Source organism: Micromonospora sp. AMSO31t, assembly GCF_008868175.1.
In the GTDB taxonomy this organism is placed as follows: Bacteria; Actinomycetota; Actinomycetes; order Mycobacteriales; family Micromonosporaceae; genus Micromonospora.
Genome location: NZ_WBKT01000172.1, coordinates 1 through 12,632 on the forward strand (window position 1 = coordinate 1; position 12,632 = coordinate 12,632).

Genomic DNA, 12,632 nt, shown 5'->3' on the forward strand with positions numbered 1-12,632 from the left:
GGCGCGCTCGGGCTCTGCCACGAATTGCCCGGCGCCGCGGCGGGCCGGGCCTCGGGGGCGCACCCGGCGGCCAGCGCCGCCACGAGCAGCAGGACCGGGTACGCCGGACGCGCGCGGCGTCCGATCGATGACGAGCGCATCCGGCCATCCTGGCAGACCACTACCGTAGGGACGAACGCTGCGCGCGTCCGTCCGGGACCGTCGCTCTGCGTGACGTCGGTCCGTCTACGGTCCGTGAAGGGGGCAGCGGTGACGAACGGGTGGCACGGCGTGGCCGGTGAGCCCGGCGCGGGTCCGGTGCGCCCGCTGCCGCGGACGCCGTCGGGGCTCTTCCCGTCCGGGGCGCCGATGCGGCCGAGCTACCGCGAGCCGTACCCGGTGACCGGCGCCGGCGTCGCGGTCGGCGCGGTGACCGCGTTCGTCTGGCTGCTGCTGTTCGGCCTGCTCGGGCGGGACGTGCCCGGCTACGCCTGGTGGACGTTGCTCGCCGGCGGGCTGGCCTGGCTGGCCGCCGTGGTGCTGGTCCGCCACGGCGACCGGGGGGTGGCCACCGGGGTCGCGATCGTCACGGCGGGTGGCTGGAGCATCGCCGCCGCCGTCGTCGCGCTGCGCTGGGCGCAGAGTGGCGACTGGCCGCTCTGGTGACGGTGCGTGCCGGTTTCGCTGCGCAGCGAAGACCGTCTTGACGTACGCGCGGTGACGGTCCACGCTCGCGGTATGGCCTGGATCACCCCGCCGCGGCTCGACCCGGAACGGAGCCGCCGCCGCCTGCAACTCCTCGCCGAGCTGGCCGGCGCCCGCACGGTGCGGCAGCGCGAACGGCCGCAGCAGCGGGCCCGCTCCGAGCGCCTGCGCGAACTCATCGCGACCCGCCGGCGCATCGCCGGCTGACCGACTTTCTCCAGGTTCGACCGGCCCTTCGGGGCGTTGACCGGTCGCCTGCCGACCCGACCGGTTAACGTGCATCGCGTGACGAGTCGGCGTGCTGCCGAGGCCAATTTGGGGGGACCGTGTCGTACTTCGCTGCTGCCGTGGCGCGCGTCGAGGGCGCCTGGACCGCCGACGAGGTGAACCTGCGGGGGGTCACCGACATCGAGGAGGTGGCCGACCGGCTGCGCGACGTCGAGCCGGACGCCGACCTCTCCCTGCTGTTCGTCGAGGCCGACGACACCTACCTGGTGATCCTGCGCCTGGACGAGGGGGAGGACCTGCGGGTCTTCGGCTCCGACTCGGCGTACGCGGAGGAGTCCCGGCTGGGCGCGCTGCTGGTCGGGGACCTGAAGACCTCGGTCACCGGCCTGGAGGACGCCGACGAGCCGCGGCCGGCCGCCGGTGGCGACGAGGAGACCGAGCAGCCGGCCGTGGACCCCGAGGCCGACCCGGTGGGCGACGCCGACCTCCTCGCCGACCTGGGCATCTCCGCGCCGAAGCTGCTCGCCCTCTGCGGCCACGAGGGGATGATGCCGGCCGACGTCACCGCCGAGGTCTGCCAGGTGCTCGGCTGCGCCGACGAGGTCGAGGAGCTTCGTGAGGTCTGAGCCGCCCGGCCCGCACTGGACCGGCGGGGCGGAGCCGGCCGACGCCACCGACCCGGCGCTGGAGACCGTACGCCCGGGGCAGCCCACCCCTGGCCGGCCGGCACGGGTCGGTCCGGGCGCGGACGAGGGCCTGGCCGACCTGGACGGCGTGGGCCGCCGGCAGCGGCACGAGCTGTGGATGCGCCGGGCCCTGGAGGTCGCGGTGACCGGCCCGGACGGGGTCCCCGGCGACGGCGAGGACGCGGTCGAGGACGTCCCGGTCGGCGCCGTGGTCTACGGGCCGGACGGCGCCGAGCTGGCGATCGGCCGCAACGAGCGGGAGCTGACCGGCGACCCGACGGCGCACGCCGAGGTGCTGGCGCTGCGCCGGGCCGCCGAGCGGCTGGGCCGGTGGCGGCTGGAGGGCTGCACCCTGGTGGTGTCCCTGGAGCCGTGCACGATGTGTGCGGGCGCGATCGCCCTGGCCCGGATCTCGACAGTGGTCTTCGGGGCATGGGAGCCGAAGACCGGCGCCGTGGGCTCGCTCTGGGACGTGCTGCGCGACCGCCGCCTCACCCACCGCCCCGAGGTGTACGGCGGCGTGCGGGAGGCCGAGAGCGCCGCCCTGCTACGCGCCTTCTTCCGCTGACGGTTCCCGCTCAGACGGCGGCCGGCGCCGGGCGCAGCAGGGTCGCGGCGACCGTCCGGGCCGCCTCGGTCCACGCGGTCGGGCGCAGGGTGGCGGGGTCCAGCCGGACGATCGACCGGGTGCCGTCGGCGTGCAGGACCCCGCCGTCCACCGAGCGGAACTCGAAGGCGTAGCGGGCGCTGCTGGTGCCGAAGTGCTCCAGCCAGAAGTGCACCGCCACCGGCCCGACCCCGGTGACCGGGGCGCGGTAGGTGATGGTGAACTCCCGGACGGCGTGGAACACGTCGGGGGCGGCGTGCACGTCGCCGCGGAAGGCGACGCCGCGCTCGGCCCAGTACGGCGTCAGGGCGCGCTCCAGCAGCACCGCGTAGCGGGCGTTGTGCAGGATGCCCATGGCGTCGAGGTCGTCGAAGTGCACCGGAACGTGCTCGACGTGCCCGAACTCGACGGTGGTCTGGCTCATGACGGGCCTTCCGTTAGCAGGGTCGGGTCGGGGCAGAGCGCCCGCAGCCGGTTCAGCAGGCCCTGGCGGGCGTGCCGGTAGGTGACGTCCGGGTCGAGCATCCGGGAGCGCATGACGGCGCTGATCCCCAGCGCGTCGATCTCGTACGCCAGCAGCGGCACGTCGAGGTCGGCGGGGAGTTCGCCGAGCTCGACGGCCTCCCGGACGAGGCGTTCGAGGAACGTGGTCCACCGGCCGGACGCCTCGGCGAGCCGGTCCCGGACCGGGCCGGGGCGGGCGTTGTACTCGAACTCGGTGTTGGCGAAGAAGCAGCCGCCGGGGAGGACCCGGGCGGCGTAGAACCCGATGCGTGCCTCGTGCAGCGCGCGCAGCCGGCGGACGCCCCGGGGCACGCGCAGGGCCGGGGCGACGATCCGCTCCTCCCACTGCGTCACGGCGCGGTCGACGGTGGCGAGTTGCAGCGCCTCCTTGGAGCGCCAGTGCGCGAAGAGGCCGGACTTGCTGACCCCGAGCCGGTCGGCGAGCTGGGCGAGGGAGAGCCCGTCCAGACCGACCTCGGTGGCCAGCGACACGGCGGTGTCGAGCACCGCGGTGCGGGTGCGGTCGCCGCGGGCGACGCGGCCGTCGGAGGTCATGCGGGCAGCGTAACGGAAAGAAGAACGACCGGTCGTATTTATTTATGTGACCCCGGTAACGCCGACCGCCCCGCCACCTAGGTGGTGGCGGGGCGGTCGCAGGTCGGGTCGGGTCAGGCGACGGCAGCGTCGAGGGCGATCTCGACCATCTGGCCGAACGTCTGCTCACGCTCCTGCGACGTGGTCTTCTCGCCGGTCTTGATGTGGTCGCTCACGGTCAGGACGGTCAGCGCGCGGGCCTTGAACCGGGCCGCGATCGTGTAGAGCGCCGCCGACTCCATCTCCACCGCGAGCACCCCGTAGTCGGCGAGGGTGTCGTAGAGGTCCGGCCGGTCCGTGTAGAAGGCGTCCGCGGCCAGGATCGGCCCCACCCGCATGGTGATGCCACGCCGCTCGGCCACCTCGACCGCGGTGCGCAGCAGCCCGAAGTCGGCCACCGGGGCGTAGTCGATCAACCCGTCGAACCGCATCCGGTTCATGTTCGAGTCGGTGGACGAGCCGATGGCCGCCACCACGTCGCGCAGCTGGAGGTCCTCGGTCAGGGCGCCGCAGGAACCGACCCGGATCAGCGTCTTCACGCCGTACTCGTTGATCAGCTCGTGGGCGTAGATGGAGGCGGACGGCATGCCCATGCCGGAGCCCTGGACGGAGACCTCGACGCCGTTCCAGCGGCCGGTGAAGCCCAGCATGCCGCGAACCGTCGTGTAGCAGCGGGCGTCCTCGAGGTAGGTCTCCGCGATCCACTTGGCCCGCAGCGGGTCACCCGGCATCAGGACCCGCTCGGCGATCTCTCCCGGCTCAGCGCCGATGTGCGTACTCATGGCAAGGATCCTGCCAGGCCGGGCGCGGGGATACCGGTTCGGCGTCCAGACCCGGGGTCCTGTACCCTACTCGGCGGTGGCGTGTCCGAGTGGCCTAAGGAGCACGCCTCGAAAGCGTGTGAGGGTTTACGCCCTCCGCGGGTTCAAATCCCGCCGCCACCGCTCGTGAGATGCGCGAACGCCCGGTCGATCCGTGAGGATCGCACCGGGCGTTCCGCTTGTGGTCTCAGTGCTGGCCCCGGTCACGCTCAGTGCTGGCCCCGGTCACACCTGCGGTCGATGAGCGCCTGGATGCCGTCGAGGAGCAGGTCGAGCCCGAAGGTGAAGTCGGCGTCGTCGATCCACTCCTCGGCGGCGCCGAACGCGTTCGCGCGTACGGCCTCGGTCAGCTCCGGGTAGCCGTCCGGGTCGAGGACCTGGCCGAGGATCTCGCCGTACTCGGTCAGCCCGGCGATCGGGTCGCCGGCGGCGGCGCTGTTCAGGGCGTGAGCCAGGGCCGCCTGCCGGGCGGCGTAGCCGGTGAGGGTGGTCGCCACGTTGATCCGCTCGCCGTGGTCGAGGCCGGTGCCGGCGAGCGCGGCGAGGGCGCGGTCGAGCCAGCGCAATGATCGGGGCCCGGCGGGCGGGGTGTGCTGGCCGAGGGCCAGCAGCCAGGGCCGGCCGAGCAGGAGCTGCTCAGCCTGGTCGCCGGCGCGCTCCTCGTGGACCGCTCGGCGTTCCTGCCCGGCGAGGCCGAGGCGCTGGCCAACGGCGAGGCGGCGACGCGGGCGCTGCTCGGCGGCTGGGAGGCCAACATCGGCGAGCACCTGGCCGGGCTGCCGCTGCTGGTCCTCCAGGCGGTGACCCTCCAGGGGCCGACCGCACTCGGCCTGTTCCTGCTCGGCATGGTCGCCGGCCGCCGGCGGTGGCTGGCCCGGGTCACCGGCGCTGAGCCGGTGCTGCGCCGGATCCAGTGGATCGGGTTCCCGGTGGGGCTGCTCGGATCGGTCGTCTACGCCGCCAGCGGCGGCAACGGCAACAGCCTGGGCGTCGCGGCGAGCGTCGCGACCGCGCCGCTGCTGGCCGCCGCCTACGTGGCGACGCTGCTGCGGATCATGCACCACCCGCGTACGGCGATGGTCCGGTCCGCGCTCGCCCCGGCCGGCCGGATGTCCCTCACCAACTACCTGGGCCAGTCGGTGGCCGGCCTGGTCGCCTTCACCGGCATCGGGTTCGGGCTCGCGGGCACATTCTCCCCGCTCGGGCTCTTCGCCTTCGTCCTGGCGGTGTTCGCGGTGCAACTGGTGGCGAGCGCGTGGTGGCTGCGCCGGTTCCGCTACGGGCCGGTCGAGTGGGCGTTGCGCTGGCTCACCAACGCCCGCCGCCCGGCCTTCCGCAACCCGTCCGCCGACCGCTCCCGCCGGGACGCGGCCACGTCGCCGCCGGGGGAGCCGGCCGTGCCCGACGCGGCCCGACTTCAGGACACCAGCGGGTGAGAACCGTGCGGTTCACCGTCCACCGCCGGCGCTCCGGGCGCCCGGGCGCGTCACCGCCCGCCGGGCCGGGCGGGACCGCGGCGCCGGCAGGTCGGCCGCCGCGCGCTCGGCGAAGTGGTCGAGCAGTTCCCGGTGCACGAAGATGTAGCCGTCACCGACCTGGCGCAGGAAGAGGCACTGCACCGCGTGGTCGAGGAACGGCAGCAGCGGGTAGGGCACCAGGCCCTCCCGGGCGAGTCGCCGCCGGACCAGGGCCTGCTCGATCATCGGGGAGAACGCGACCACGGTGAACAGCATGAGTGCGGTGCCGGCACCGAGCAGCACCGCGAAGCGGAGGGCTTCGGCCGCGTCCCGGGCCAGCGCGACCGGCACGAAGCCGAGGACGCCGACGATCACGCCGAGCGTGACGAGATCGGCCGCCATGAGGGTCAGCCGTTGCCGCAGCAGCGGGCTCGGCAGCTCGCGGCGGCCCGTGCGGGGCGGCAGCGGCCGGAAGTGGAGCCGCACCCGGGTGCCGTCGAGGCCGACCAGGGCGACCACCGTGGCGAGGAAGAACCCGCCGCCGTAGCCGAGGCCGGCGGTCCAGCTCGGTCCGCCGGGGCTGAGCCAGCCGGTGAGCCCTCCGACGGCCGCGCCGGTGGCGAGCGCCGAGACCTGGATGAGCCGTTCCAGCTCGGCGACGCTCGTGGTCCAGGCGGCCACCCAGCTCTCCGGTCGCCGGTCGTCGCGGTCGCGGATGGTCGAGGTCAGCTCGAACAGGTCGTCGTAGTTGACCGCGTGCATGAGCACGGCCAGCGCCAGCAGGCCGCCGGCGACCACCAGGCCGGCCACCGCGCCCAGCGCCCAACCCGCCGCGCCGAACAGCACGGCGAGGGCAGCGCAGCCGAGCAGCCGGGCGAGCGCCGTCGAGGTCCACGGCGCGGCCGGACGCCGGGCCGACCAGGACTCGTCGATCATGTCCAGCACGAAGACCGTCTGGTCGCGCAGGCGCAGCACCCGGGCGAGGGTGGCGAGGTGGCCGGAGGTCTGCTCGCGGCGGTACCGGGGATGCGGCCGGCGACGCAGCATGGTGTCGACGTACCGGGTGAAGAGCCGTTCGCGCCCGGAGCCGGCGAGGGAGGGGCTGGCTCCGGCGTCGCTCGGGTCCGCGTACGCCAGGGCCATGATGCTGAGCATCAGCGGCGAGTCGGCCAGCTGCCACAGCCCGGGGTCGGCGTCGAGCCCCTCCCGCAGCCCACTCAGCCCCGGCCGGTCGAGGTACCGCTCGATCTGGGACCGGTCCAGTGGCTGGATGGCGACCGTGCCGTAGAGGGGCAGTTCCGACCGGAGTCGTGCGTACTCGGCCTGGCGGCAGCAGACGGCGATCGGGGTGAGCGGCTGCCGCTGGTGGAACGCGGCGATCGCCTCCGCGCACTCGTCGCGGTGCTGCCCGCCGACCTCGTCGAGGCCGTCCAGCAACGGCAGGATCTCCCCGGCCGCCACCCACGCGGTCGCCTGCTCCGCCGGGATGCCGTACCGCTCGGTGAGCTGCTCGACGAGCCACCCGTCGAGGGGCTGGCGGAGGGTCGCCCAGGAGGAGAGGTTGAAGACGGCCGGGATCGGGGCGTCCGGGTCGTGGTCGGCGCGGTCGAGCAGCTCCCGGGCGAGTTCCAGCAGGGTGGTGGTCTTGCCGGCACCGGGCGCGCCGACGATGACCACCGCCTGGTCGAGCTGGTCGAACAGGGCCGACATCGAGGTCCGGTCGTCCAGCGAGCCGGTGAAGCCGTCCCGGTGGCTGGCCCGCAGGCTCCACGGGTGCCGACGGTCGTCGGCGGTCGCGGCGATGCCCAGCTCGATCCGCGCCTCCTCGTAGAGGGACCGGTCCAGCACGCTGGTCACCCAGTAGCGGCGGACCCGCTCCAGCAGCACCTTCCGGGCCCGGGCCGCGCCGGCGGCTCCGGTCGGCCGTGGCTCCCGGCCGCGCTGCACCTCGATGGCCACGAGGACCGCCACCAGCAGCAGCACCAACGGCCAGGCCAACCAGAGGTACGGGGACCAGCGCTCGGGCAGCGCCCCGGTGGCGACGTTCGTGGCCACGCCGAGCAGGGCCACGACGATCACCGACAGGCCGACCATGACCACCCGACGCATGCGTCGTCTCTACCGTCCGGACGGTCCGGCGCACAACCCGCGGCGGGTCAGCAGGGGCCGTAGCCCTCGTCGAAGAGGCGGCGGGCCCAGTCCGCGTACCCGGCGATGATCTTCCGGACGGTGGCGCCGTCGTGCAGGAAGAGGTACGCCCGGTCGCCGCTGCGGGCGAGCAGCCCGTCGAACCGGTGCATCTCCTGTGGAGCGTCGAGCCGGACCACCCACGGGTACGCGGCGTGCACCGCGTCGACCGGGGTGCCCACGGTGATCCCCTCCGGTGTGCTCATCGGGTCGTCGAGCCAGAGCAGGACGAGCCGGTCGTCGGCGAAGATCGGGCTGACCGACCCGTGTCCGGTCAGTGTCGGCCCGCACGCGTCCTCGTCGGTGCGCAGCACGCCGCGCCGGGTCAGGTCCTCCTCGGTGGCGCCGAACTCGGCGTTGCCCAGCCCGTGGAGACTGACCACCTCCGCGGCCCCGACCGGCCGGGCCGGCACGTCCGCCCCCTGTGGATGGACGCCGCTACCGGCGATCGAGGCGGCCGTCATCAGTACGGCAATGAATCCGAATTGTCGCAGTTTCATGCATTCCCCCAGTCCCCAACGGGACCGGGGCGATTCAGTTGCTGGTGCTGGTCGGATTGGCGAAGTTCCCACTCCTCCGCCAGCTCGTCCCAGTAGTCGGCCGAGAGTCTGCGCCGGCCGTGCGCCAGCCAGCCGACCGTGTCCCGCTCCAGGTGCAACCCCAGCTCGGCGAACGGGTCGATCCACGGCCCCGGCTCGGCGCCCAGCCGGGCGAGCGCCGCGTTGATCGGCCATTCGGCGCGCGGCCGGTCCAGCCGATCGTCGAAGCAAGGCCCCCAGCTCGGCTCGCCCCCCAGCCAGACCGCCGCCGCCTGGTGGCCCAGCCCGCCGGCGAACTCCGCCTCCAGGTAGGCCACCGGCCCCCGCCGGGACCAGCGGGCCAGCAGCTCGCTGAGGGCGGGCGACAGGACGAGGTGGAACGGGTGCTCCGCCGACGGTTCCCCGGTGGCGAAGTCGGACAGCCGGCCGGTCAGCTCCTCGACCAGTTGCGGGGTGACCGGCAGCAGCGCGAAGTCCTGGCGGAGCGCGGCGAGCACCGCGTGATCCAGCTCGGCGGTCTGCTCGCGCAGCAGCTCGACGTCGGCGACCACCGCGCTGAGCTGGTAACTCATGCGATCCCCTCGGCGTCCACAGGCTGTGGATGGAACATGTGTACGACGGTCGGTCAGCCCTCGGCGGCCGGCGCCGGGTCGGTCATCTCGAAGGCCATGAGGGTGGCGCCCACCCGGACCGTACCGGGAGCGTGCGGCGGCTGCGCGGCGTCGTGCAGCTCGGTCATGATCGCGTGCAACCGCCGGCGCGCCGCCGCCCAGGCGTCGGGGGACACCCACAGCTCGGCGTCGGTGGTGACGCCGGACGTCCCCGGGACGCGGTCGGCCACCCGTTCGAGCAGGTTGCGGGCGAGCGACTCGGCGAGCAGCGGCTGCCCCTCCTGCTGCTCGGTGAGCCAGGGGCCGCGCACCGCGCGGTAGCGGCGTTCCCGGCCGCCGCGCCGGGCGCGCACGTCGGCCAGTTCGACCAGGCCGGCGGCGTCCAGCCGGCGCAGGTGCTGGCTGGCCAGGGCGTGCGAGATGGCCAGTTCCCGGGCCAGCGCGGCAGCGGACAGCGGCGCGCTCCACAGCAGCGAGAGCATGCGCAGTCGTACCGGGTGGGCCAGCGCCCGCAGGCGTGGATCGGTGGTGCTCACGGCCGCCATTGAACCGCACCACCCGCCGCACCTACCCCCAAGCATTGACTTGGGAGTGGAGTGTGGACAGAATCGCACCGCACGGGGGAGGTGCCATGAGCTGGGGTACGACGAGGGTGCTGGGCAACCGCGACGCCGGCCGCTACCTGGCCGGCGTGCTGGTGTCCGGCTTCGGCACGGCCGCCATGCTCCTGGTTGCCGGGATCTGGGTGAAGGACCTGACCGGGTCGAGCAGCCTGGCCGGTCTGGTCACCCTCGGCATCTGGGGATCCACCCTGGTGGCCCCGCTCATCGGGGTGCTGGCCGACCGGTTCCGCCGCCGGCCGCTGCTCATCGCCCTGCACCTGGCCATGGCCGCCCTGCTCCCGGTGCTGCTCCTGGTCGACTCCGCCGCCCGGGTCTGGCTGATCTTCGCGGTGACGGTCGCGTACGGGGTCAGCTTCGTGCTGATCGACTCGGCCGAGGCGGCGCTGGTGCCGACCGTGGTCCCCGGGGAGCTGCTCGGCGACTTCAACGGGCTGCGGACGACGGTCAACGAGGGCATGAAGCTGGTCGCCCCGCTGGCCGGCGCCGGCCTGTTCGCCGCGTACGGCGGGCACCCCGTGGTGCTGCTCGACGCCGCCACCTTCGCCCTCGCCGCCCTGCTGCTCGCCCTGATCCGGGTACGCGAGGCACCCCCACCGCCGCCCGAACCCTGGACCCGCCAGCTCGCCGAGGGGCTGGGTCACCTGCGCCGGCACGCGGCCCTGCGCCACCTCGTCGCCTGCACTGGCGCCACGCTGCTGCTGACCGGGATCAACGGCGCCGTCGCGTACGCCGTGGTGGACGCCGGCCTGCACCGGCCGCCGGAGTTCAACGGGGTGCTCGCCACCGTGCAGGGCGTCGGCGCCCTGGTCGGCGGCCTGGCCGCGGGGACGCTGCTGCGCCGGCTCGGCGACCGGCGGCTGACCGCGGTGGCGGTCGCGGCCCTCGCCGCCGGGCTGGCGCTGCGCGCCGTGCCCGCCCTCGTCCCGGTGGCCGCCGGCACCCTGGCCGTCGGGTTCGGGGTGCCGCTCGTGCTCATCACCGTGTGGACCGCCGTGCAGCGGGAGACGCCGAACGCGCTGGTCGGGCGAGTATCCGCGACCGTGAACACGCTGACCTTCGGCCCCGGCACGCTCGCCGTCCTGGCCGGCGCCGGCCTGCTGCAGCTGGTCGACCACCGGGTGGTCCTGTCGGTCGCGGCGGCCGGCGCGGTCCTGCTCGCCGGCTGGGCGCTGCGCGGCGGGCGGCGTCCCGGCGCACCGGCCACACCGTCGACCGCCCAGCCGGCTGCGCCGGTCAGCTCGTGAAGCCGCCGTCCGCGTTGATCGTCGCGCCGGTCACGTACCCGCCGTCCGGCCCGGCGAGGAACGCCACGACGGCGGCGATCTCCGCCGGGGCGGCGTAGCGGCCCAGGGCCGTGAAGCCCCGGATGGTCTCCGCGGCGGGCCCGTCCGCCGGGTTCGCGTCGGTGTCGGTCGGGCCGGGGTTGACGAGGTTCGCCGTGATCCCCCGGCCGCCCAGCTCCCGGGCGAGACCCCGGGTCAGGCCGGCCAGGGCGGTCTTGCTCATCGAGTAGAGCGCGAGACCGGGGAACACCGCCCGCTCGGCCACGTTGCTGCCGATGTTCACGATCCGTCCGCCGTCGGTCAGGTGCCCGACCGCCGCCTGGGCGAACACGAACGGCGCCCGCACGTTCACCGCGATCGTCCGCTCGACCTCGTCCGTGCCCAACTCCGTCACCGGTCCGGTCAGGAACACCCCGGCGTTGTTGACCAGCATGTCCAGCCGGCCGAACTCCCCGGCGACCCGGTCGACCGCCGCGCGCACCGCCGCCGGGTCGGCGCTGTCGGCCGGCACCGCCAGGGCGCGCCGCCCCACCGCCTTGATCTGCTCCACCAGCTCGGCCGCCCGGTCGGCGCGCCGCTCGTAGGTCAGCGCCACGTCGGCGCCGTCCCGGGCCAACCGCAGCGCCACCGCCGCCCCGATACCCCGGCTGCCGCCGGTCACCAGTGCCACTTTTCCGTCCAGAACTCCGTTCATACCACCAGCCTGGCCGGCGGCGGCCGGTGAGTCTGGCGGCGATCAGACGCCGCGTTGAGCGACGACGAAGGCCCAGCCCTGACCAGGGCCGGGCGTGGTTCGCTGGGAGCGCCAGACGTGCCGAGCCCGAGAAAGATTCGATTCCCTTGACAACGTCCGCGCCCGTACCCGTGTCTTCCCCCGTGTGACGACCGTAATGAAGCACCCACCGGCCGGGACGGCGAGCGGCGCGGAGCACGATTTTCGGGTTTTCGTCCAGGGGATCGCCCCGTCGTTGCACCGCACGGCATACCTGCTGTGCGGGGACTGGTACCTGGCCGACGACCTTGTCCAAGAAACCCTGGCGAGGGCGTACAGCCATTGGCGCAAGGTCCAGCGGGCCGACAGCCCGTCCGCGTACGTGCGACGAATCCTGATCAACGAGTCGCGACGCAACTGGCGCCGGAACCGGAAGGTCACCGTGCATCCCGACGTCGGCGTGGCCGACCTCGCCGCCGGGGACCTGTCCGAGGAGGTGGTCAACCGCGACGCGCTGCTCCAGGCGTTGCAGTCGCTCCCCGCGCGGCAGCGGGCGACCGTCGTCCTGCGGTTTCTCGAGGGGGTGGTGCGGCTGCTGGGGCAGATGCCCGAGGTCAAGGTCACGGAGGGCACCCTCCGCGACCAGCCGGTGATCACCCTCGCCGCCGGCACGCTGATCACCGGCGGCGGCACCGACAGCCTGACCATCAACGCCGACACCGGCCTGCCGATCACGTACGTCTCCGACAGCGTGGGCGTGACCGTCACCTACACGGTGTCCCGCGTGACCCTCGCGGACGTGGCCGAGGGCAGGTTCTGACCCGTACCGACCGACGTCAGGGCCGGCCCGTCCGCCGGTCCTGGCGTCCCCGTGCCGTCGCTCCGGCCACAAGATCGAACGCCCGGCGGGCCATTTCCGGCCTGCCGGGCGTTCGTGTTGCTCAAGAGAGCGGAGGATACGAGATTCGAACTCGTGAGGGTGTTAACCCAACACGCTTTCCAAGCGTGCGCCCTAGGCCTCTAGGCGAATCCTCCGCGAGCCAGGATACAGGTCCCCGACCGGCGAGCCACCCCACCACCCCCTGAAGATCCACCC

Annotated in this window: 16 protein-coding genes and 2 tRNA genes; 8 read left to right on the forward strand and 10 right to left on the reverse strand. The window is 74.0% G+C overall.

The genetic code is table 11. The features are described 5' to 3' along the window. Positions 1-348: 348 nt before the first annotated feature. The 4 genes from F8274_RS26200 to F8274_RS26210 all read left to right on the forward strand — a co-directional run bounded on the left by F8274_RS26200 (position 349) and on the right by F8274_RS26210 (position 2,166). On the forward strand, positions 349-645 hold the full coding sequence (locus F8274_RS26200; RefSeq protein ID WP_151465041.1) for a hypothetical protein: 297 nt from the start codon (positions 349-351) through the stop codon (positions 643-645). A 72-nt stretch (positions 646-717) separates the two neighbouring features. Beyond that, the gene (locus tag F8274_RS31395) at positions 718-891 is read left to right on the forward strand and encodes a hypothetical protein (protein WP_167364313.1); all 174 of its coding nucleotides are present in this window, start codon (positions 718-720) and stop codon (positions 889-891) included. 119 nt (positions 892-1,010) lie between these two features. Further along, positions 1,011-1,538: a tRNA adenosine deaminase-associated protein gene (locus F8274_RS26205; protein WP_151465030.1), complete on the forward strand. Its 528-nt coding sequence runs from the start codon at positions 1,011-1,013 to the stop codon at positions 1,536-1,538. Positions 1,539-1,716: 178 nt separating this feature from the next. Next, positions 1,717-2,166 (forward strand): nucleoside deaminase, encoded by a 450-nt coding sequence (locus F8274_RS26210; RefSeq protein WP_192580001.1) that lies wholly within the window; start codon positions 1,717-1,719, stop codon positions 2,164-2,166. Between the two features lie 10 nt (positions 2,167-2,176). Here F8274_RS26210 and F8274_RS26215 read toward each other — a convergent pair whose 3' ends face one another. From F8274_RS26215 to deoD, 3 genes are all read right to left on the reverse strand, one after another. Further along, complete coding sequence (locus F8274_RS26215) at positions 2,177-2,629, reverse strand: thioesterase family protein (protein WP_151465032.1); 453 nt, start codon at positions 2,627-2,629, stop codon at positions 2,177-2,179. Further along, positions 2,626-3,264, reverse strand: a complete 639-nt coding sequence (locus tag F8274_RS26220) for a TetR/AcrR family transcriptional regulator (protein WP_151465033.1) — start codon at positions 3,262-3,264, stop codon at positions 2,626-2,628. The genes F8274_RS26215 and F8274_RS26220 overlap by 4 nt, the downstream gene beginning before the upstream one ends. 113 nt (positions 3,265-3,377) lie before the next feature. Then, positions 3,378-4,085: a purine-nucleoside phosphorylase gene (deoD, locus tag F8274_RS26225; RefSeq protein ID WP_151465034.1), complete on the reverse strand. Its 708-nt coding sequence runs from the start codon at positions 4,083-4,085 to the stop codon at positions 3,378-3,380. A 75-nt stretch (positions 4,086-4,160) separates the two neighbouring features. On the opposite strand from deoD, the gene F8274_RS26230 reads away from it, so the two are divergent. After that, positions 4,161-4,247 (forward strand) — tRNA-Ser (locus F8274_RS26230). An 86-nt stretch (positions 4,248-4,333) separates the two neighbouring features. Here the strand turns inward: F8274_RS26230 and F8274_RS26235 are convergent. Beyond that, positions 4,334-4,753, reverse strand: coding sequence for a TetR/AcrR family transcriptional regulator C-terminal domain-containing protein (locus F8274_RS26235; protein WP_151465042.1), 420 nt, complete (start codon positions 4,751-4,753; stop codon positions 4,334-4,336). On the opposite strand from F8274_RS26235, the gene F8274_RS26240 reads away from it, so the two are divergent. Then, positions 4,715-5,560, forward strand: coding sequence for a DUF418 domain-containing protein (locus F8274_RS26240; RefSeq protein ID WP_151465035.1), 846 nt, complete (start codon positions 4,715-4,717; stop codon positions 5,558-5,560). The genes F8274_RS26235 and F8274_RS26240 overlap by 39 nt on opposite strands. 12 nt (positions 5,561-5,572) lie before the next feature. Here the strand turns inward: F8274_RS26240 and F8274_RS31400 are convergent, their stop codons facing one another. The 4 genes from F8274_RS31400 to F8274_RS26265 are packed head-to-tail and all read right to left on the reverse strand — an operon-like array spanning position 5,573 to position 9,454. Continuing rightward, complete coding sequence (locus F8274_RS31400) at positions 5,573-7,690, reverse strand: NACHT domain-containing NTPase (RefSeq protein WP_192579997.1); 2,118 nt, start codon at positions 7,688-7,690, stop codon at positions 5,573-5,575. A gap of 47 nt (positions 7,691-7,737) precedes the next feature. After that, complete coding sequence (locus F8274_RS26255; RefSeq protein ID WP_192579998.1) at positions 7,738-8,232, reverse strand: hypothetical protein; 495 nt, start codon at positions 8,230-8,232, stop codon at positions 7,738-7,740. A gap of 32 nt (positions 8,233-8,264) precedes the next feature. Next, entirely contained in the window at positions 8,265-8,879 is a 615-nt protein-coding gene (locus F8274_RS26260) for a hypothetical protein (protein ID WP_151465037.1), read from the reverse strand. 53 nt (positions 8,880-8,932) lie between these two features. Next, positions 8,933-9,454, reverse strand: a complete 522-nt coding sequence (locus tag F8274_RS26265) for a helix-turn-helix transcriptional regulator (RefSeq protein ID WP_192579999.1) — start codon at positions 9,452-9,454, stop codon at positions 8,933-8,935. 95 nt (positions 9,455-9,549) lie between these two features. On the opposite strand from F8274_RS26265, the gene F8274_RS26270 reads away from it, so the two are divergent. After that, positions 9,550-10,785, forward strand: a complete 1,236-nt coding sequence (locus F8274_RS26270; protein WP_151465039.1) for an MFS transporter — start codon at positions 9,550-9,552, stop codon at positions 10,783-10,785. On the opposite strand, the gene F8274_RS26275 is transcribed toward F8274_RS26270, so the two are convergent. Then, positions 10,775-11,518: an SDR family NAD(P)-dependent oxidoreductase gene (locus F8274_RS26275; RefSeq protein ID WP_151465040.1), complete on the reverse strand. Its 744-nt coding sequence runs from the start codon at positions 11,516-11,518 to the stop codon at positions 10,775-10,777. The genes F8274_RS26270 and F8274_RS26275 overlap by 11 nt on opposite strands. Positions 11,519-11,714: 196 nt before the next feature. Here F8274_RS26275 and F8274_RS32125 point away from each other — a divergent pair, with 196 nt between their 5' ends. Next, the gene (locus F8274_RS32125) at positions 11,715-12,356 is read left to right on the forward strand and encodes a SigE family RNA polymerase sigma factor (protein WP_225853988.1); all 642 of its coding nucleotides are present in this window, start codon (positions 11,715-11,717) and stop codon (positions 12,354-12,356) included. A 130-nt stretch (positions 12,357-12,486) separates the two neighbouring features. Here the strand turns inward: F8274_RS32125 and F8274_RS26285 are convergent. Beyond that, positions 12,487-12,571 (reverse strand) — tRNA-Ser (locus F8274_RS26285). Between the last annotated feature and the right edge of the window lie 61 nt (positions 12,572-12,632).